This is a genomic window from Streptomyces sp. NPDC026515, from assembly GCF_055567595.1.
Window position 1 is genome coordinate 129,919 of sequence record NZ_JBVHQD010000006.1, and the last position, 20,266, is coordinate 150,184.

The 20,266-nt window shown below is 72.1% G+C and carries 15 protein-coding genes and 1 tRNA gene; 11 read left to right on the plus strand and 5 right to left on the minus strand.

Annotated features, from left to right (window positions below; genetic code table 11):
* Positions 1-426 precede the first annotated feature (426 nt).
* The 3 genes from ACZ4O3_RS13705 to ACZ4O3_RS13715 all read left to right on the plus strand — a co-directional run bounded on the left by ACZ4O3_RS13705 (position 427) and on the right by ACZ4O3_RS13715 (position 4,173).
* Positions 427-1,920 carry an MFS transporter gene (locus tag ACZ4O3_RS13705; protein ID WP_467722237.1) on the plus strand — a complete coding sequence of 498 codons (1,494 nt, stop codon included), beginning with the start codon at positions 427-429 and terminating at the stop codon, positions 1,918-1,920.
* Between the two features lie 226 nt (positions 1,921-2,146).
* A complete protein-coding gene (locus tag ACZ4O3_RS13710) occupies positions 2,147-2,557 on the plus strand; it encodes a DUF485 domain-containing protein (protein WP_362728189.1) in 411 nt (136 codons plus the stop codon).
* 26 nt (positions 2,558-2,583) lie between these two features.
* On the plus strand, positions 2,584-4,173 hold the full coding sequence (locus tag ACZ4O3_RS13715; protein ID WP_467722436.1) for a sodium/solute symporter: 1,590 nt from the start codon (positions 2,584-2,586) through the stop codon (positions 4,171-4,173).
* A 72-nt stretch (positions 4,174-4,245) separates the two neighbouring features.
* Here ACZ4O3_RS13715 and ACZ4O3_RS13720 read toward each other — a convergent pair whose 3' ends face one another.
* From ACZ4O3_RS13720 to ACZ4O3_RS13730, 3 genes are all read right to left on the minus strand, one after another.
* Positions 4,246-5,133, minus strand: a complete 888-nt coding sequence (locus tag ACZ4O3_RS13720; RefSeq protein WP_362728187.1) for a cellulose-binding protein — start codon at positions 5,131-5,133, stop codon at positions 4,246-4,248.
* A gap of 307 nt (positions 5,134-5,440) precedes the next feature.
* Positions 5,441-8,227, minus strand: a complete 2,787-nt coding sequence (locus ACZ4O3_RS13725; RefSeq protein WP_467722238.1) for an SUKH-4 family immunity protein — start codon at positions 8,225-8,227, stop codon at positions 5,441-5,443.
* Between the two features lie 8 nt (positions 8,228-8,235).
* Positions 8,236-9,252, minus strand: coding sequence for an SMI1/KNR4 family protein (locus ACZ4O3_RS13730; RefSeq protein WP_362715332.1), 1,017 nt, complete (start codon positions 9,250-9,252; stop codon positions 8,236-8,238).
* 298 nt (positions 9,253-9,550) lie between these two features.
* Between ACZ4O3_RS13730 and ACZ4O3_RS13735 the strand changes: the two genes are divergently transcribed.
* Both ACZ4O3_RS13735 and ACZ4O3_RS13740 read left to right on the plus strand, forming a co-directional pair.
* Entirely contained in the window at positions 9,551-10,093 is a 543-nt protein-coding gene (locus ACZ4O3_RS13735) for a YwqJ-related putative deaminase (RefSeq protein ID WP_362715329.1), read from the plus strand.
* Positions 10,094-10,173: 80 nt separating this feature from the next.
* Positions 10,174-10,671: an SUKH-3 domain-containing protein gene (locus ACZ4O3_RS13740; RefSeq protein WP_384986694.1), complete on the plus strand. Its 498-nt coding sequence runs from the start codon at positions 10,174-10,176 to the stop codon at positions 10,669-10,671.
* A 25-nt stretch (positions 10,672-10,696) separates the two neighbouring features.
* Here the strand turns inward: ACZ4O3_RS13740 and ACZ4O3_RS13745 are convergent, their stop codons facing one another.
* Positions 10,697-12,016 carry a sensor histidine kinase gene (locus ACZ4O3_RS13745; protein ID WP_362715322.1) on the minus strand — a complete coding sequence of 440 codons (1,320 nt, stop codon included), beginning with the start codon at positions 12,014-12,016 and terminating at the stop codon, positions 10,697-10,699.
* Positions 12,017-12,498: 482 nt separating this feature from the next.
* Between ACZ4O3_RS13745 and ACZ4O3_RS13750 the strand changes: the two genes are divergently transcribed.
* The 6 genes from ACZ4O3_RS13750 (at position 12,499) to ACZ4O3_RS13775 (ending at position 17,309) form a co-directional block, all read left to right on the plus strand.
* A tRNA-Gln gene (locus tag ACZ4O3_RS13750) sits at positions 12,499-12,573 on the plus strand.
* A 121-nt stretch (positions 12,574-12,694) separates the two neighbouring features.
* On the plus strand, positions 12,695-14,143 hold the full coding sequence (glmU, locus tag ACZ4O3_RS13755) for a bifunctional UDP-N-acetylglucosamine diphosphorylase/glucosamine-1-phosphate N-acetyltransferase GlmU (RefSeq protein WP_362715320.1): 1,449 nt from the start codon (positions 12,695-12,697) through the stop codon (positions 14,141-14,143).
* A 141-nt stretch (positions 14,144-14,284) separates the two neighbouring features.
* Positions 14,285-15,265: a ribose-phosphate diphosphokinase gene (locus tag ACZ4O3_RS13760; protein WP_362715318.1), complete on the plus strand. Its 981-nt coding sequence runs from the start codon at positions 14,285-14,287 to the stop codon at positions 15,263-15,265.
* Positions 15,266-15,474: 209 nt separating this feature from the next.
* Complete coding sequence (locus tag ACZ4O3_RS13765) at positions 15,475-16,074, plus strand: 50S ribosomal protein L25/general stress protein Ctc (RefSeq protein WP_362715314.1); 600 nt, start codon at positions 15,475-15,477, stop codon at positions 16,072-16,074.
* 74 nt (positions 16,075-16,148) lie between these two features.
* Positions 16,149-16,757, plus strand: coding sequence for an aminoacyl-tRNA hydrolase (gene pth / locus ACZ4O3_RS13770; protein WP_362715311.1), 609 nt, complete (start codon positions 16,149-16,151; stop codon positions 16,755-16,757).
* 42 nt (positions 16,758-16,799) lie between these two features.
* A complete protein-coding gene (locus ACZ4O3_RS13775; RefSeq protein ID WP_362715308.1) occupies positions 16,800-17,309 on the plus strand; it encodes a hypothetical protein in 510 nt (169 codons plus the stop codon).
* Positions 17,310-17,372: 63 nt separating this feature from the next.
* On the opposite strand, the gene ppc is transcribed toward ACZ4O3_RS13775, so the two are convergent.
* Positions 17,373-20,105, minus strand: coding sequence for a phosphoenolpyruvate carboxylase (gene ppc, locus ACZ4O3_RS13780; protein ID WP_362715305.1), 2,733 nt, complete (start codon positions 20,103-20,105; stop codon positions 17,373-17,375).
* Between the last annotated feature and the right edge of the window lie 161 nt (positions 20,106-20,266).

Below are 20,266 nucleotides of genomic sequence, written 5' to 3' on the forward strand. Positions count from 1 at the left end.
CAGCGAACGGACGGCTCTGTGCCGCGTCCTGCTGCGAAGCGTTCGGTACGACGATGAGTCTCGCGGTGGGCGGGGCCGCTCCGCGCTGGTGCGAAGCCCCGTCTTTCCCGGGGGAAAACCCCACCCCCGGCGGTTCCGTCAACCGCCCCCCGGCGGCGTAAAGCCAGGTTAAGGACGACAGGGGCGCCGTCTCCTCCTCCGGCGGTACGAACCCTCCCCGAGCCGTAGTACGGAGAACCCCCTAGGGGAAGTCCACCGACGGGTGGAGCCCTTCTCCGGGTCCGGCTCCACCCTCCGGCGCGGTCAGCCTCCCCCTCTGCCCGCGTGAGGGCCGAGCCGATGCGCACTCCCGCCAGGTCGGAGCGGATGGGAAGCTGGCGCGGACGATATGGATGCATGAGGAACGCACTGGGGAGGGGATCCGGGGTGGAGAACACGAAACCCGCGATACGCGCGGCCGGGCGCGAGCCCGGGACGGGCCGGCGGGGGGCCGTGGTGGCCGCCCTGATGCTCGCGATGGCGCTGGCGGCGCTCGACTCCACCGTCGTCTCCACCGCCGTACCGCAGATCGTCGGTGACCTCGGCGGGTTCTCGGTCTTCTCCTGGCTGTTCTCCGGCTATCTGCTGGCCGTGACGGTGACGCTGCCGGTGTACGGCAAGCTCTCCGACACCTTCGGCCGCAAACCGGTGCTGGTCGCCGGGGCCGTGGTGTTCCTGCTGGGGTCGCTGCTGTGCGCGGCCGCCTGGAACATGGCCGCGCTGATCGCGTTCCGGATCGTGCAGGGGCTCGGCGGGGGCGCGTTGCAGGGCACCGTGCAGACCCTGGCGGCCGACCTGTACCCGCTCAAGGAGCGCCCGAAGATCCAGTCCAAGCTGTCCACGGTGTGGGCGGTGTCGGCGGTCGCCGGACCGGGGCTCGGCGGGGTGCTGGCCACCTACGCGGACTGGCGGTGGATCTTCCTCGTCAATCTGCCGATCGGCGCGGCGGCGCTCTGGCTGATAGTGCGTCATCTGCACGAGCCGCGGCGCGCGCCGCGCACGCCCGCACGAGTGGACTGGGCCGGCGCGCTGGCGGTCTTCGCGTGCGGGGGCGTGCTGCTGACGGCGCTCGTGCAGGGCGGGGTGGCGTGGGCGTGGTGGTCCGCGCCCTCTTGCGCGCTGTTCGCCACCGGCCTCGCGCTGGTCGGGCTCGTGGTGTGGATCGAGCGCCGGGCCGCGGAACCGATCATCCCGGGCTGGGTGTGGCGCCGCCGTACGATCGCCGCGGTCAACCTCGCGCTCGGCGCGCTGGGCCTGCTGATGGTCGCCCCCACGGTGTTCCTGCCCACCTACGCGCAGTCGGTCCTCGGCCTGGCGCCGGTGGCCGCCGGATTCGTCCTGTCGGTGTGGACGCTGAGCTGGCCGGTCTCCGCGGCGCTCAGCCAGCACGTGTACCGGCGGATCGGCTTCCGCGACACCGCGCTGCTCGGTATCGGCGCGGCCGCGCTGATCCTTTTCGCCTTCCCTTTCCTGCCCTACCCCGGCGCCGCCTGGCAGCCGACGCTGCTCATGCTCGTCCTGGGCGGCGCGCTCGGCCTGTTCCAGCTGCCGCTGATCGTCGGCGTGCAGTCGACGGTGGGCTGGGAGGAGCGGGGCACGACCACCGCGTCGGTGCTCTTCTGCCGGCAGACCGGACAGACGATCGGCGCCTCGGTGTTCGGCGCGATCGCCAACGGGGTGCTCGCGGCCCGCCTGGGCGGGGCCGGCGACCTCGACTCGGTCACGCGCTCGCTGGACGACGGGACCGCCTCCGGGTCCACCCGGCACGCGATCGCGGAGGCGGTCCACGCCGTGTACCTGGGGGCGGCGTGCGCGGCGGCGCTGGCGTTCCTGGTCCTGCTGTTCGTGGCACCGCGACGCTTCCCGGTGCTCACGGACTGACCCCGCCCCCGCGTCAACACGGCGCCCTCAAGGCGACCCCCACCCCCCGGTCAACGCGGGTAACACCCGAGGTCAGAGGGGCTCTCCGTCAGAAAGCGCATACCGGTCGGCCAGTTGGGGAAAAACTCGGCGCGCCCCGGCTACCTGCGAGTAGGGTGCGTGACCCCGCTCCCTCCCCTCCCTGCGGTCCGCCGCCACGGACCCGAGCCACGCAAGGAGCACCGGGATGTCCCAGGACCCTTCCCCGCGCGATCCGTCGTACCTCACCTACCCCTGGCAGCCGCTGCCGCCAAAGCCGCCGATCCACCGTCACGTGCCGCACCGGGACCCGGTCGGCCACCACCGCGACCTGCGGATGCTGCGCGGTGCCTACCGCCTCCAGCGGCGCACCGCGACCCTCACCGCACTCGGCTACTTCACGCTGTTCCTGGTGCTGTCCGCGTTCGCCCCGGGCGTGATGACGAGCACGGTCGCCGACGGCGTGCCCGCAGGCCTGCTCCTGGCCCTTGTCCAACTGCCCGTCACCTGGCTGGCGATAGCCCTGTACGAGCACACCGCGCGCCGCCGCGTCGACCCGCTCGCCGACCGCATCCGCAGGACGGCCGAACTGGACGCCAGGCGAGGAGCCGTGCGGTGACCGGCTCCAGCGGCTCCGCACAGTCGATGTCCTCGATGTCGCTGGTGGCCTTCACCGCCGTCGCCACCCTCACCCTCCTGCTGTGCGTGCTGACCGGCCCGGACCGCGACGACCTCGACGCGTTCTACACCGGCTACGGCTCCCTCTCCCCGCTGCGCAACGGCCTGGCCATCGCCGGCGACTACATCTCCGCGGCCACCGTCCTCGGCACCGGCGGCGTGATCGCCCTGTGCGGCTACGACGGTGTCGTCCTGGCTCTCAGCACGGCCCTGTCGCTGATGCTGCTGATGTTCCTGCTGGCCGAACCGCTGCGCAACGCGGGCCGGTTCACCATGGGCGACGCGCTGGCCCGCCGGATGCCCGGCCGGTGCGTACGGATCACGGCCTGCGCGGTGACCATCGCCGCCCTGCTGCCGCTGATGCTGGTCCAACTCGCCGGCGCCGGGCAGTTGATGGCCTTCATCCTCGGTTTCTCCGACGAGTCCGTCCAGACCTGCTGTGTCATCGGCCTCGGCGCGCTGATGATCAGCTACGCGGCCATCGGCGGCATGAAGGGCACCGCCCTCATCCAGATCCTGAAGATCGTGATGCTGCTCGGTTCCGGCACCGTGGTCGCCCTGCTGATCCTGCACCGCTTCGACTGGAACCCCGGCGTCCTGCTCACCGCGGCGGCCCGGGGCAGCGGCGCCGGAACCGCCTACCTGCACTCCGGCCTCCAGTTCACCGGCGGACCCAACCCCCGCCTGGACATGATCAGTTCGGAACTGACCATCGTCCTCGGCGGCGCCTGCCTGCCGCACGTCACCATGCGCATGTACACGGCCGCCGGCGCCCGCCAGGTCCGCCGGTCGATGTCCTGGGCGGTGTCGGGCGTCGCCCTCTTCGTCCTGATCATCAGCATCGTGGGCTTCGGCGCCACCGCCCTGGTCGGCCGCAGCGCCATCACCGCCGCCGACCCGCAGGGCAACACCGCCTATCTGCTCGGCTCGCGCGCGGCGTTCGGAGCCGACGTGTCCACGGCGGGGACCCTGCTCTTCACCACCGTCACCACGGCGCTCTTCCTCACCCTGCTCGCCTCTGTCGCCGGCATGATCCTGGCCTGCGCCAACTCCCTGGCCCACGACGTGCTCGCCACGCGCGCGAAGCAGACACCGGTGAGGCGCGAGATGAAACTCGCCCGCCTCAGCGCGCTCGCCATAGGAGTCCCCACCATCCTGCTGGCGACCCTGGTCCAGCACCACAGCCTGCAGCCCCTGGCCACCCTCTCCTTCTGCCTGGGCGCCTCCGCCCTCGCCCCCGCCCTGGTCTACGGGCTCTTCTGGCGCCGCTACACCCGGGCCGGCCTGATGTGCACGCTGCTCGGCGGCACCCTCACCGTGCTCCTCCTGATGCCGGGCACGAACCTGGTCTCCGGCACGCCGGGCGCCGCCTTCCCGCACACCGACTTCAACTGGTTCCCGTTCACCACCACCGGCATCGTCTCCATCCCGGCCGGCTTCCTCCTGGGGTGGCTGGGGACGGTCGCCTCCGGCCGGCGCGGGGCGGCCGAACAGCGCCGGCAGTACGAGGCGGTGGAGGGCTGGATCCTCGCGGGCGCCGGGCGCCGGGGGGCCTGACCGCAGAGAAGGCGGCGGGCCGGGGCGCGGCGAAGACTGAGGCCTGGGCGCGCGAACACTGACGGCCGGGCGCTATTCCGCCGTCGCGCGCCCCGTCAGGGTCATGAGGCTGTCCCGCATGTGGTCCATGTGCGCCTGTACGTCGTCCCAGGTCTCCCCGTGCTCGCGCAGCACCCGCTCGGTCTCGCGCCCGATGCGCTCCTCCCGGACCCGCGCCTCCGCGAGGATCTCCTCGGCACGCACCCGGGCCGCCTCCTGGGAACGGTGCTGCCACTCCTCCGCCTCGCCCAGGGCACGCTTCGCCTCGGACAGGGCAGCCTCCGCGCGGGCGATGCGGTCAGCCATCTGCGCATCGGCCTCGGCGCACCGCGCGGCTTCCTCGGCCTCCGCCTCGATCCAGCGTTCGGCATGCTCCTTGGCCTGCTCGGCAAGCATCCCGGTGGTCCGCTGCCGCAGCTCTCGCAGGGCCGCGAGAGCCTCGCCGCGCGCCTCCTTCACCTCCAGCCGGGCGCTGATCCGGATCTCCTCGGCCTCGGCCTGCGCGGCGAGCAGCAGCTGGCGGGCGCGTTCCTCGGTGCTCGCGCGGAGCGCGTCCGCCTCATCACGTGCCGCACAGCGCTCGTGCTCGGCGCTCGCCTCCGCCTCCGCGACCCCCTCGGTCAGAGCGCGCCGGGCGTTGTCGCGCAGCGCCGCCGCCTCGTCCACCACGAGCCGGAACACTCGCGCCGCGCGGTCCCCGAGGGTCTCGTAGGTCTGGGGCGGGAGCTCCTCGACGACGGCACGCAGCCGTGCGGACTCCGCCTCCATGTCCTTGGCGAGCACGGTGAGCCGGGCGGCACGCTCCCACGCGGCGTCCCGGTCCTCGGAGAGCGCCGTCAGGAACGTGTCGACCTGCTCGGGGCGGTAACCACGCCCCCGGACGGTCTCGAAGTCGTACGGCGGCACCGATGCGTAGCTCACCCTGGAACCCCTCTCCGCCGGACCGGCACGAAATGATGATTTCGCGCACATCTTGATGGATAGGGCGTAAGTGTTCATAACGCGACACTCCGCAGACATGTCACGGCCGCATTACCATGCATCGCGGCCGGGCCCTCGAGAGCACCGAAAGGTGTGAACCCACATCCGCGCGCCCTCGGCGCCCGGCCGGGCGCCGCCGCCCCGCCCCGGGCCCCGGGCGACGGTGTGCGCGCATGCGTGAGGGCCGGTCCGGTTCACCCGACCGGACCGGCCCCCAACGGCTGTTCCTACCGCTCCTGCCGCCGCTTCACAGCAGGCCGTCCCACATCTGCTCCAGCAGTACCGACCACCAGCTCTCCGGCGAACCGAGCGCCGCCGGGTCCAGGGAGGCCAGCTGGGCCTGGAAGTCGACGGTCCAACGGCCCGCCTGCTCCTGGTTCAAACCGAACCTGAGCCGCCACATCCGGCCCAGCAGCGCCAGGCAGCGCGCGAACTCCGGCAGCCCGGTGTTGACGAACTGCGGCGGCACGGACGCCCCGCCCGGCCCCGCCTCCACCGGCACGGCCACGATGTTCGCGGTGCCGTACTGCACACAGACCGCCTTGCCGAAGTCCGTGCCCATCACGAGGTACGAGCCCGCGTCCGGCGCCGGCTGCACCCCGCGCTCCTGCGCCAGCTCCGCCAGGGTCGGCACCGGACGGCCCGGCTGTGCCTGCGCCCAGAAGAACGGCCCCATGTCCAGCGGAAGCCCGGCCGCGACCAGCGTGTGCGCCACGATCGGCGGCACACCCTGCCGCGACACCGCCGCCTGCTCGAACCGGAACACCCCCGGCCCGAACGCCGCACCCAGCTCCTGCGCGATCGCCTCCGGCGGGACCGGCGGCGCCGCCTGCACCTGCGGCAACGGCGCCCGCACCGGCGCGGGCCGCGCCGGACCCGCCGCCACCTGATGCAACTCGCCCTGGTGCGCGAGCAACTCCCGCATCCCCTGCTGCCGGCTCGCGTGATCCGTCCCGTACGGCGCGATGCTCGCGAGCCGCGCCTGCGGCCACTGCTCCCGGATCATCCGCGCGCAGTAGGCACCGGGCAGCTCGCACGACTCCAGCTCCGTGTGCAGCTCCAGCACCTGGTCCGGCGGCACGTTCATGGCCCGCAGCTCGTGGTAGATCTGCCACTCCGGGTGCGGCGTCCCCGGCGCCGAACGCCGGATCAGCTGCTGCTCCGAACCGTCCTGCGCACGGTAGCGCAGCACCGCCTGGTAGCCGGGGCCCACGGTCGGCCGGCCCTGCTGCGGGTAGCCGTACGCGGGCGGCTGCTGCCCCGGCACGGGCTGTCCGGGCGGCGGCATCTGCGGCGGCATCGCGCCGGCCGGCACCGGCGGCGGCACCTGCGGCGGCGTCTGCGGGGCGCCCGGCGGCATACCGGGGGCGCCCGGTGCCGCGGGTACGCCGGGGGCGGGCGGGGGCAGCGGAGCGCCGGGAGCGCCCACCGGGGGCCCGGCCAGCACCGTCTCCGCATGGTGAACCGCTCCCTGCGCGCCGGGCGCGGGAGGCACGCCGGGAGCGCCCGGGGCCTGCGGTGCGCCCGGAACGAATGCCGGAGGCTGTCCGCCGGGCGGATTCGGCATGCCGGGGGCGCCCGGGGGCTGAGGCCCGCCCGGGTTCATCCCGCTCGGGTCGGCCAGCATCGTGGCCGCCCGATGGACGTCACCGGGGGGCGTGCCACCCGGCGTGCCCGGTGCACCGGGCGAGTTGGGCGCGCCCGGCGCCTGCGCGGGTCCCCCGGGCCCCTCGGGGCCCAGCGCCGACACCATCTGCGTCGCCACGTACCCGCCCGCCGGTGCACCCGGCGCGGGCGGCTGAGACACGGGCGGCTGAGACGCGCCCCCGGGGCGCGCGCCCGGGGTTCCAGGGGCGCCCGGCGGCGGAGGCGGCGCACCCGCCGCGCCCCGCGCCTTGCGCGGCGGAGGTGCGGCCCGGCTCGTCGCGGCGTCCGCTATGTCACTCGCGTTCGGAGCGGGCGGACGGCTCGCAGCGGCCGGACCCGCCGGCGGCCGGGGCGCGCCCGGAGCACTCCCCGGCGCCTGCGGATAGCCGTAGCCCGGGGCGGCCGCCTGCGGGTAGCCGTAGGAGGGCGCGGGCGGGGCCACGGGCGCCTGACCGGACGGCGTGCCCGGTGCGGGCGCGCCCGGTGCCGGTGTGCCCGGAGCCGGCCCCTGCGGGTACCCGTACGTCGCCGCGCCCGGCACGCTCGGGTCATCGAGCGCCTGAGACACCGCCGTACGCGGCAGTTGACTGCCGCCCGCCATCAGCGCCGTCTCGGCGTCTCCCAGCGCACCGTTGTCCGAGTCGCCCAGCGGCGGGGCGAACACGGTCGCGGGCAACGGAACGGAACGGTCCTCACCGGCATCGGCGTTGGTGTCGGTACCGGCCCAAGGAGTCGCGCCCGCAGGCACATCGGGCCCACCAGGGACACGGGGTGCACCAGGAGCACCGTGCGCACCCGGCGCGCTGGGCGTACCGGGTGTTCCGGGCGCTCCCTGCGCCACCGCGGCCGCCCCCGCGTCCCCGGCAGCCGCCGGCCAGGAAGCCGCGCCGGCCCCCGCCGGCACCCCCGCCTGCGTCTGCGCGAGCCCACCGGAACCCACGCCCGAGCCCACCCCGGGCGCTGCGGCCGTCTCCTCGGACGACGGCCCGTCACCTCCCGCTCGCCGGTCCGGGATCCCCAGCTTGTCCGCCGCCTCCTGAAGCCACTCGGGAGGGCTCAGCAGGAACGAGGTCTGGTTCAGGTCGACCCGCGCCGCGGGCGCCGGCACCGCGTCGGCGACCTCCGCCTCACGGCCGTACTCCTCCTCGTACCGGCGGATCACCTCACCCACCGGCAGCGCCGGCCACAGCGTCGCGTCACCGGTGTCCCGGGCGATGACCAGTCGCTGCCCGCCCGCGTCCGAACGCGGGCCCTCCGCACGGTCCTCACCCCACACCACGAACCCGAGGCCGAACTCCCGTACCCGCACCTCGCGGTGCTGGTACGCCGGCACGTCGCCGTTGATCCACTCCTCCGCGCGCTCCTGCGCCTGCGCAAACGTCACCATGCCGAAACTCACTCCCCCGAGCCAACAGAGACGGCACGGGCGAAACCGCCGTCCACCATCAGGTTCGCCACCGTCTGCAGCTCCGGCGGGGAACCCGCCAGCCGCGACAGGAACACGTCGAAGTCCTCACCACAGGGCAGCAGGAGCCGCTCCACCCGCTCCGCCGGCGGCAACGCCGGATCCACGTCGCGCACGTCGTCGTACGCGCAGAACCACACCGAACCCAGCCGGTCGCCCTTCACCTTCACCGCCAGCAGACCGCCCTGCACGAAGCACACGCCCAGGTAGTCCTTGGTCAGATGGTCGCGCAGGCACTTGTTGACGTACACGAGGTCGTTGACCGCAGCCTCGTCGCGGACCGTGAAGAACGGCTGGTCCAGCAGCAGCCCGAGGCCGGCGTCCAGCGCCGTGCCCACCGGCGCGCAGCCGCCCGCCGCCTTCAGGAAGGAGCGGTACGCACCCGGCAGCCGGTAGCCCAGGTCCTCCTCGACACCCTGCACCTGCGACTCCGACACCGCCACGCCCGACTTGGGCAGCCCCACATGGGCCGGGCGCGTCTCCTGCAACGGCCGCGTGCCCCGCTTGCCCTGGTCCACCCGCGCCGTCGACACCCCGCCGTGGTGCCGCAGCAGCGCCTTCACCTCGACCGGGACCAGCTCGAGCCGCCGCGAACCCGCCACGTGATGCCACGTCCAGCCGTGCGGCGTCGCCACCGCGGGAACCGTGTCCCACAGTTCGTGACCCGACGCGGACAGCACCGCGTTCGCCGACACGTAGTCCGTCAGCCGCAACTCGTCGACGCCGAAACCCTCCGGCGGATCCGCGATCTCCGCCGCCGCGCGCGCGTACGGCGAGAAATCGGGATAGCCCTGCTCGTCGACACGCACCCCTCTCGGGTGACGTGCCGCCCGCACCGGATCCGGGAAATGCACGACCTGCCCCGCATAGGCCGCGTTCGGCGGCGCGGCCTGTCCCCCGGCCTGGCGGCTGGGCGGTGCCCCCAGCCCGAGCCGACCTGTCGTCATGACGGTTGCCCCCTGCGGCACTCTGTACGAACCGGAACCACACCCCAAAGGCGCGCCCCGCCCCGTAACCGGCTGTCTCTCCCACGTCCCAGACGCGTCGACCGCGCCCATCGCGGTGTCGACAGCCTATGCGGTACGCGAACCCCGGTCACCGGGCCTCCGCTTCCGTGACCAGCCGTCACCCCGCTGTGACGGCGTGCCCGAACCCGGGCGTGTCGCACCGCCCCAGCTACCGCACACGCCACGGGATTTGGCAGTCTGTGACTTTCGGGGGGATGCCCGGGAGGGGAAGACGATCATGAACACCACGCAGACGGGACCACACAACGCCGTGCCCGGCGCCGCTCACGGCGCCGCCACAGGCGACCCCCGGGTCGGCTGGAGCAGCGACGAAATACCTCCCGTCCCCACCCTCCTGTACCGCCGTGACGGCATCCTGCCCACCATCGCGGCCGCGCTCTCCGTCCGCGGCGCCACCCTCACCGGCACCGCCGCCCGTGGCGACCAGCCGCCTCCGCTGCACCCGCTGGTCCAGGAGTTCCTGGACACCCTGCCCAGCGGACAACGGGACCGTTTCGCCGGCCGCTGCGCCGAGGCCATCCTCGTCTCCCGGCACATCGCCTCCGCCGACAGCGCCCGCAGCAAACGCGCCGCCCGCAAACCCATGACCAACGGGGAAGCCCGCAAAGCCCTCAAGCAGGCCAAGCTCACCGCCCGCCGCATACGTGAGGACGGCGACCCCCTGCACGGCAGCTTCGCCGCCCCCTGCCGGGCCTGCGCCGCCCTCACCGCCCACTTCGGCGTGCGCATCGTCGACCCCACCGCCAGCACCGACGGCTGACAGGCCCCCCAACCCCCACAGACAGAACACCCGCACCCGCACCCGCACCCGCACCCGCACCACACACGAACGAAGAGCAGATGCACCCCGACCGCACCTCCACCACGCGCTTTTCCGTGCCCGTCGACGCAGCTCTGCGCGCCGCCGGCTGGCAACCCGGACGCTGGGACATAAAACAGGCCGAGGTCTGGGCCGACGCCCTCCGCGAGCACACCTCACCCGGCGGGCACCGGCACGCTGTCTTCCCCGCCGCCGTGGAAGCCTGGGCCGAGTTCGGCGGCCTGCGCATCAACCCCAGCGGGCCCGGCCGCCAGATCGCCCCCGCCGCCCTCCACCTGGACCCCCTGCACGGCCTGCACCTCGCCCGCACCCTCGGCGACCTCGGCCGCGCCCTCGACACCGAGATCTGCCCCCTCGGCGAGGAGACCGAGACCCGCTCCCTCCTCGCCATCGACGCCGAGGGCCGCGTCTACACCCTCGACCACACCGGCGACTGGTACGTGGGCCCCGACATCGACCACGGCCTCACCGCCCTCATCGCGGGCCTCGAACCCCAGCGCCTCACCACCCACGCCTGACCGGCACCCGGACCCCGCCCCCCGCTCACACCGCCGGAATCACCGCCGACACCCGGAAACCCCCGGCATCCGTCGGCCCCGACACGAACACCCCGCCCAGCCCCAGCACCCGCTCACGCATCCCCACCAGGCCGTTCCCGCCCGACGGCAGACCCGCCGACGCCGCCGACGCCGGCTCCGGCGGCGGCTCGTTCTCCACCTGCATCGCGATCTCCGCCACCCGATGCGCCAGCCGCACGTGGGTCTTGGCACCCGCCGCATGCTTGTGGACGTTCGTCAACGCCTCCTGCACCACCCGGTACGCCGTCTGCTCGACGGCGACCTCGTACGACCGCACGTCCCCCTCCACCGACAGATCGACCACCATCCCGGCCGCCGCGGACTGCCCGATCAGCTCCTCCAGCTCCGACAGGTACGGCCCCTCCTCCTCGGCCACCCGCGAAGCAGCCGCCGCCGCGGCCACCCCCACCGCGGCCAACGGCACCACCGCGGAGACCGACACCGATGTCGTACGGCCCCGGCCGCCGTCCCCGGAACGCAGCACCCCCAGCATCTCCCGCAGCTCCGTCAGCGCCTGGCGCCCCATGTCGCCCACCAGCGCCGCGTTCTTCACCGCCTTCTCCGGGTCCTTCCGCGCCACCGCCTGCAGGGCCGCCGCGTGCACCACCATCAGACTCACCCGATGCGCGACGACGTCATGCATCTCCCGTGCGATCCGGGTCCGCTCCTCGCTCCGCGCCCACTCCGCACGCTCCTCCGCGCGCTCCGCGAGCAGCTGAAGCTCCCGCTCCAGGCTGTCCGCCCGCTCCCGCAGGCTCTCCATCAGCCGCCGCCGCGCCCCCACGTACAGACCCAGCAGCACCGGAGGCGCGGTCAGCCCCAGCGAGGTCGCCAGCGCCGCGAAGGGGACGAACCAGTCCCCCATCGTCAGGTCCCCGCGCGCCATGCTCTGCCGGACCCGCACGAACGTCACGATCAACGTGCCGAGGAACGTCATCCCGGACAGCGCCACGATGATCCGCCGCGGCACCTCGGCCGCGGCGAGGGTGTAGAGGCCGACGATGCCCATCAGGAAGCCCATCTGGGCCGGGGTGATCGCGATCGACACGAGCACGACGGCGATCGGCCATTTCCTGCGCAGCAACAGAACCGAACCGGCCAGCAGACCGAACACGATCCCGGCCGACACCGGAACGCCCGCGTCCCGTGCGAAGGGGATCCCCTCGGCGCCGCACTCCAGCGCCGACACCAGTGCCAGACCACCGTCCAGCACCGCACTACGCCACCGCGACCACCACCACGGCCCTGCCAAGGCCGTCGCGCGGTCTGCCCCCGTCGTGGTCATGCGTCCAGCCTACGGGCGCGAGGGTGGGCTTTTCCGGTGAGTTTCGTCTACTGCCCCCCACCACCCTCCGTAACCGAACAACATCAAAACCCACTGGAATCCCTCGAACTGCTGAATCAATCCCGTTCCCGCAGGGATATGAGGGATACGAACGCAGGCCGGCACGATTGCGGGCCGCACGAGACCTCGAACGCACCGCGACGAAGCAAGCAGCCCCGGCCTCCATCGGGGAGTTGTCGGACGGGAACCGTTCGTCGCGGGCGTCGCCCTGGGAGTTGAGGCCGCGGCGTTCAGCAGAGCGGCGATGAAGAGGCTCAGCCCCACGACGGTCCGGAAGAACACGGGCGACCCCTGTCGCGGATCTCTCGTGATCTACGTGCGACAGGGCGCCGACTTGTACCGTCGCACGGAAGGCGCCTGGTACGGCATAGTAGGAGGCGCCACTCGACGACCTGACTAAATGTCCGGTTCAGGCGAGATGTTCCCCTGTGGTGTAATTGGCAGCACTGTGGCTTTTGGTGCCATATGTCCGGGTTCGAGTCCTGGCGGGGGAGCCACCGCACACGAGACCTCGGTCCGGGCCCTGACAGCACCGTCGGGGCCCGCTCTCATGTCCCCCGTGATACGCCCCGGTATCCTTCGGATGTCCCCACCTCTCCACAGCCGAAGGGCACATCCGTGAGCGCCATTCGCCCGGCAGCCGTCGTCGTTCTCGCAGCGGGTGAGGGCACCCGTATGAAGTCGGCCACACCCAAGGTCCTGCACGAGATCTGTGGCCGTTCCCTGGTGGGTCATGTGCTCGCCGCCTCGCGTGAGTTGAACCCCGAGAACCTGGTCGTCGTCGTCGGACACGCGCGTGAGCACGTCGCCGCGCACCTGGGTGCGATCGACCCCGCCGCCCGTACGGCCGTGCAGGAGCAGCAGAACGGCACCGGGCACGCGGTACGGATGGCGCTGGAGGAGCTGGGCGGCACGGTCGAGGGGACCGTCGTGGTCGTCTGCGGGGACACCCCGCTGCTCACCGGTGCGACCCTCGCCCGCCTCACCGAGACGCACCACGGCGACGGCAACGCCGTGACCGTGCTGACCGCCGAGGTCCCCGACGCGACCGGTTACGGCCGGATCGTGCGGGACGACGCGTCCGGCGCGGTGACGGCCATCGTCGAGCACAAGGACGCCTCCGAGGCGCAGCGGGCGATCCGGGAGATCAACTCGGGTGTGTTCGCGTTCGACGGGCAGCTGCTCGCGGACGCGCTGGGCAAGGTGCGCACGGACAACAGCCAGGGCGAGGAGTACCTGACGGACGTGCTGGGGATTCTGCGTGAGGCCGGGCACCGGGTCGGCGCCTCGGTGGCCGGCGACCACCGTGAGATCGCGGGGATCAACAACCGGGTGCAGCTGGCGGAGGCTCGCAGGATCCTCAACGACCGGCTGCTGGAGCGGGCGATGCTGGCCGGGGTGACCGTCATGGACCCCGCGACCACGTGGATCGATGTGGCGGTCACCTTCGAGCAGGACGCCGTCGTTCACCCGGGGACCCAGTTGCTGGGCTCCACGCATCTCGGCGAGGGTGCCGAGGTCGGGCCGAACAGCCGGCTGAGGGACACCCGGGTGGACGCGGGGGCGCGGGTGGACAACACGGTGGCCGATTCCGCCCATGTCGGCGCGAACGCGTCCGTGGGACCGTATGCGTATCTGCGGGCGGGGACGCGGCTGGGGGCCAAGGGCAAGATCGGCACGTATGTGGAGACCAAGAACGCCTCGATCGGGGAGGGGACCAAGGTGCCGCACCTCTCCTACGTCGGCGACGCGACGATCGGCGAGTACTCGAACATCGGTGCGGCGAGCGTGTTCGTGAACTACGACGGCGAGAGCAAGCACCACACGACCGTCGGATCGCACTGCAAGACGGGTTCGGACAACATGTTTGTGGCGCCTGTCACGGTCGGGGACGGTGCCTACACCGCCGCCGGGTCCGTGATCACGAAGGACGTGCCGCCCGGTTCGCTGGCCGTGGCCCGCGGCCAGCAGCGGAATATCGAGGGCTGGGTGGCCCGGAAGCGCCCCGGGAGCCCGGCGGCGAAGGCCGCCGAGGCGGCCGCCCGGCAGGGCGTGAACGAGGACTGACCGGAAACAGGTGCGCCAAAGACGTCGTACCGTGATAAGTGCACACCCGCACCTAACCAGCTGTTTCGGCCTCCGGCGCCCGGCGCAGAGGTCGCTGGACATCCAGCTGTACGGCTGAGACACCTCTGAGGAGACAGTGCTGTGACCGGGATCAAGACGACCGGCGAGAAGAAGTTGATGTTCTTCTCCGGCCGCGCCCACCCCGAGCTTGCCGAGGAGGTCGCCCAGCAGTTGGGTGTCGGGGTCGTCCCCACGAAGGCCTTCGACTTCGCGAACGGCGAGATCTACGTCCGCTACCAGGAGTCGGCGCGCGGCGCCGACTGCTTCGTGATCCAGAGCCACACGGCTCCGATCAATCAGTGGATCATGGAGCAGCTGATCATGATCGACGCGCTGAAGCGCGCGTCGGCACGGTCCATCACCGTGATCGTGCCGTTCTACGGTTACGCCCGGCAGGACAAGAAGCACCGGGGCCGTGAACCGATCTCGGCGCGGCTGATCGCCGATCTGATGAAGACGGCGGGCGCGGACCGGATCCTGACCATCGATCTGCACACCGACCAGATCCAGGGCTTCTTCGACGGCCCGGTGGACCACCTGTTCGCCCTTCCGCTGCTGGCCGACTACGTGGGCGGGAAGGTGGACCGGAACAAGCTGACGGTGGTCTCGCCGGACGCCGGGCGGGTGCGGGTCGCGGACCGCTGGTGCGACCGTCTGGGTGCGCCGCTGGCGATCGTGCACAAGCGGCGTGACAAGGACGTGGCGAACCAGGTGACGGTCCACGAGGTCGTGGGCGAGGTCGAGGGCCGGGTGTGTGTCCTGGTCGACGACATGATCGACACGGGTGGCACGATCTGTGCGGCGGCCGACGCGTTGTTCGCGCACGGTGCCGAGGACGTGATCGTGACGGCGACGCACGGTGTGCTGTCGGGCCCGGCGGCGGATCGCCTGAAGAACTCGCGGGTGAGTGAGTTCGTGCTGACCAACACGCTGCCGACGCCGGGTGAGCTGGGCCGGGACCTGGACAAGATCACGGTGCTGTCGATCGCGCCGACGATCGCGAGCGCGGTGCGCGAGGTGTTCGAGGACGGTTCGGTGACCAGCCTCTTCGACGAGCAGTGAGGTTTCTGCAGCGGCCGCGTTAGCTGCCCCTGAAGATCCTTTTGGTACGGCCTTCCCCGCCGAGTAGACTGCTCGGGTTGCTCGGCGAGGGAGGCCGTACCTGTGTTCGCGCAGGTGCCGGCGGTCCGTTATCGACGCGCTCTTCGTAGCAGGCCGTTCGTGGCCGGGTGACCTCCCCACCGTGTCTACCTCTACGAGGAGTGATCACCATGTCCGAGGTGAAGATCGCCGCCGAGTCGCGTACCGAGTTCGGCAAGGGTGCCGCCCGCCGTATCCGTCGTGACAGCAAGGTCCCCGGTGTCCTGTACGGCCACGGTTCGGACCCGATCCACCTGACCCTCCCGGGCCACGAGCTGCTGCTGGCGCTGCGTACCCCGAACGTCCTGATCTCCCTGGACATCGACGGCAAGGCCAACGAGCTGGCGATCCCGAAGTCCGTGGTCCGTGACCCGATCAAGGGCTACCTGGAGCACGTCGACCTGCTGCTGGTCAAGCGCGGCGAGAAGGTCACCGTCGAGATCCCGGTGCACACCGAGGGCGAGCTGGCCCCGGGCGGCAACCTGCTGGAGCACGTGCTGAACGCGCTTCCGGTCGAGGCCGAGGCCACCCACATCCCCGAGGCCGTCACCGTGTCCGTCGAGGGCCTGGAGGCCGGTGCCTCCGTCCTCGCCAAGGACATCACCCTGCCGTCCGGCGTGACCCTGGCCGTCGAGGACGACGCGGTCGTCCTGCAGGTCCTGGCCGCGCAGGCCGAGGAGGCCCCCGCGGGCGAAGAGGGCGAGACGGCCGAGGAAGCCACCGAGGCCTGATCCTCACCGTCGTTTCATCGTTCGTCAGCCGCTGCTTCCTTCCGGGAGCGGCGGCTGGCGCGTATCAAGGAGACATGGACGTGACCACCCCCGCAGCCGCCAACGCCCCCTGGCTGATCGTCGGCCTCGGCAACCCGGGTCCGGAGTACGCGATGAACCGGCACAACGTCGGTTTCATGGTCGCGGACCTGCTGGCCGAGCGCATCGGGGGGAAGTTCAAGCGGGCCGGCAAGGCGCAGGCGCAGGTCGTGGAGGGACGGATCGGGGCGCCGGGTCCGGGAAGCCGGCGGGTGATCCTGGCCAAGCCGATGTCGTTCATGAACCTGTCGGGCGGCCCGGTGAACGCGCTGCGCGACTTCTACAAGGTGCCGGTCGCGAACATCGTCGCGGTCCACGACGAACTGGACATCGACCACGGCGTCCTGCGGCTCAAGCTCGGCGGCGGCGACAACGGCCACAACGGGCTGAAGTCGATGACGAAGGCCATGGGTGCCGACTACCACCGGGTGCGGTTCGGGATCGGGCGGCCGCCCGGCCGTATGCAGGTCGCCGACTTCGTGCTGAAGGACTTCTCGGCGGCCGAGCGCAAGGAGCTGGACTACTTCGTGGACCGGGCGGCCGATGCCGTGGAGGCGCTGGTCACCGAGGGTCTTGAGCGGGCGCAAAGCTCCTACAACTCCTGACTTGTCCCCTACCGCAGTTGACCCGCCGTAGGGACATGGCCAATGATCCCGGCCATGCCTGCTGCGTCGGTCTCCTCCTCCCGTACGGCCCCGGCCACCGCCCTGCGGTTCGGCCGGGTCGTGTCGATGGGCGCGGTCGCCGTGCTGATCCTGGTCGGCGGGGTGTGGGGGTCCTGGAGCACCGCGCAGCACGTGATGCTGACGAAGGGCAAGGAGCGGGGCACGGTCAAGGTGACCGCGTGCGGTGCGGACACCTGCACGGGTCCCTTCACGCCGGTCTCGTCGGGTGCGGCCGCGCGCTCCCGGGTGGTCATCGACAAGTCGGTGGCGGTGCGCAGGGGGCAGACCTACGACGTGATCGTGAAGCCCGGTACCGACGGTGTGGTCCGGTCCGGTCCCGCCGGCATCCTGTTCGCCTGGGTGCCGCTCGGCGGCGCGCTGCTGCTGGCGTCGGTGGTGGTGGCCGGCGGGCTGCGGCTGACCCGGGTGGCGTGGGGTCTGGGCGGTTGTGGTCTCGCGCTGCTGACGGCGGCCTTCTTCGCGGTGCAGTGACCGCGTACGGCTGTGCCCCCGGGTGTACGACCCCGGGGGCACAGCCGTGTGCGGTGGTCCCGGTCAGCCGGTGTTGCGCAGGCCGGCCGCGACGCCGTTGACGGTGAGGAGCAGGGCGCGGGCGAGGAGCGGGTCGGGTTCGGCGCCCGCGGCGGCCGCGTCGCGCTGGCGCTTGAGAAGGGTGACCTGGAGGTAGGAGATCGGGTCGAGGTAGGCGTCCCGGATGCCGAAGGTCTGCTTGAGGACCGGGGTGGCGTCCAGGAGTTCGCTCTCGCCGGTGACCTTGAGGACTTCGGCGACGGTCAGTTCGTGCTCGGCGCGGATGGTGTCGAAGACGTGCTTCAGCTCGTCCGGGACGAGGGTGTCGACGTAGTGCTGGGCGATCCGCAGGTCGGTCTTGGCGAGGGTCATCTCGACGTTGGAGACGAAGTTGCGGAAGAAGTGCCACTGTTCCTGCATCTCGGCGAGGACGGTGTCCAGGCCCGCCTCGCGCAGGGCCTTGAGGCCGGAGCCGACGCCGAACCAGCCGGGGACGATCTGCCGGGACTGGGTCCAGCCGAACACCCAGGGGATGGCGCGCAGGCCGTCGAGCGAGACGCCCGAACCGGGGCGGCGGGACGGCCGCGAGCCCAGGTGCAGGTCGGCGAGCTGGTCGACCGGGGTGGAGGCGAGGAAGTACGTCGGCAGGTCGGGGTCCTCGACCAGCCGGCGGTAGGCGGCGTGGGCGGCCTCGGAGACGACGTCCATGGCCGCGTCCCAGCGGGCGAGCGCCTCGTCGGACTGGCGGGGTGCGGTGTGCAGGGCGGAGGCCTGGAGGGTGGCGGCCACCGTCAGTTCCAGGTTCTCGCGGGCCAGGGAGGGGATGAGGTACTTGTCGGAGATGACCTCGCCCTGCTCGGTGACCTTGATCTCGCCCTCCAGGGTGCCCCAGGGCTGCGCGAGGATGGCGTCGTGGGAGGGGCCGCCGCCGCGGCCGACGGTGCCGCCGCGGCCGTGGAAGAGGCGCAGCCGTACGCCGTAGCGGTGGGCGACGTCGCGCAGGCGGCGCTGGGCGCGGTGGATCTCCCACTGGCTGGTGGTGATGCCGCCGAACTTGGAGGAGTCGGAGTAGCCGAGCATGACCTCCTGGACGTCTCCGCGCAGCGCGACCAGACGCCGGTAGGAGGGGTCGGAGAGCATGTCCTCCAGGATGGTGTCGGCGGCCTTGAGCTCGTCGGTGGTCTCCAGGAGGGGGACGATGCCGATCTTGGCCCAGCCGGCGTGCAGGTCCATCAGTCCGGCCTCGCGGGCCAGGACGGCGGCGGCGAAGACGTCGTCGGCGCCCTGGCACATGGAGATGATGTAGGACTCGACGACCTCGGGGCCGAAGATCTCCAGGGCCCGCCTGACGGTCTGGAAGACCCCGAGGGTCTTCTCCCCGGCCGCGTCCACGGGCGCCGGGATGGGTGCGAGCGGCCGGCGTGACCTGAGTTCCTTGGCGAGGAGCTTGGCGCGGTACTCGCGGGGCATGTCGCTGTAGCGCCAGGATTCCTCGCCGAGGCGGTCGAAGAGCTGGCCGAGGGCGTGGTGGTGGGCGTCGGCGTGTTCGCGGACGTCCATGGTGGCGAGCTGGAGGCCGAACGCGGCCAGGGTGCGGATCGTCCGGGCCAGGCGGCCGTCGGCGAACAGGCCGCCCCGGTGCTCGCGCAGGGAGGCCTGGATCAGCCGCAGGTCGGCGAGGAGCTCGGCGGTGCCCAGGTAGTCACGGCCGGGCTGGTGCGGGGTGTCGGTGGCCAGGCGCCGCTTGGTGTTGACCAGCTTCTGCCGGATGCAGGTGGCCTTGAGCCGGTAGGGCTCCTCGGCGTTGAGGCGCTTGTAGCGGGGGCTGATCTCCGGCAGCAGCTCCAGGTCGGCGCGCAGGGACTCCAGGAGTTCCTCGGTCACGCCGGTGTAGCGGATGGAGTTGGAGAGGAAACCGCGCAGTTCGTCGATCATCTCCAGGGCGTCGTTGATGCCGTGCTCGTGCTGGAGGATCAGGACGTCCCAGGTGACCTGGGGGGTGACGTTGGGGTTTCCGTCGCGGTCGCCGCCGATCCAGGTGCCGAAGGTCAGAGGGCGGGTGTCGTCGGGGAGCTTGACCCCGACCCGCTCCAGCTCGGCGGTCAGGTCCTCCAGGACGTCGCCCACCGCGTCGGCGTGCAGTTCGTCCAGGTAGTAGATGGCGTTGCGGGCCTCGTCGGCCGGCTCGGGCCGCACGACGCGCAGTTCGTCGGTCTGCCAGACCAGGTCGATGTTCTCGGCGAGGCGGATGTCGGTGCGGCGCCGGTCCGCCTCGATGACCGGGGTGTCCAGCAGTGCGGCGATACGCCGGAGCTTGTTGAGGACCGAGCGGCGCGCGGCCTCGGTGGGGTGCGCGGTGAACACGGGGCGGACGTTGAGGTTCTGGACGGTCTGGCGCAGGTGGTCGGCGTCGGCGTCCTTGAGCCGGTCGGCGGTGCGGGCCAGCAGGCCGCCCTCGGCGGCGCGGCGGGTGCGCAGTTCGCGGCCGCGGTGGACCTGCTCGGTGACGTTGGCCAGGTGGAAGTAGGTGGAGAAGGCGCGGACCAGCTTGGCGGCGGTCTCCAGTTCGATGCCGCGCAGCAGCTCGGCGGCGGCTTCGCCGTCCTCGCGGGTGAGACGGCGGACCTTCTCGACGAGGTCCAGCAGCTCGGGGCCCTCCTGGCGGACGAGGGTCTCGCCGAGCAGGTCACCCAGCCGGCGGATGTCGGCGCGCAGCTCGCTGCTGGTCGTGGTGGTCTGGTCGTCGGCACTGCTCACAGGTGCGGCTCCTTGCAGTGTTGAAGCTTCTCTGGAGGGGACCCGTCCGTCGACCGGGCGGCAGGCGGGGCCTGTCCGCATAGGGGCCGGACATCCGGGAAGGAAACAGAGCGGACCGCGCTGTCCGACCGACTCCAAGGATAGGTGGCCATGAGGACGCG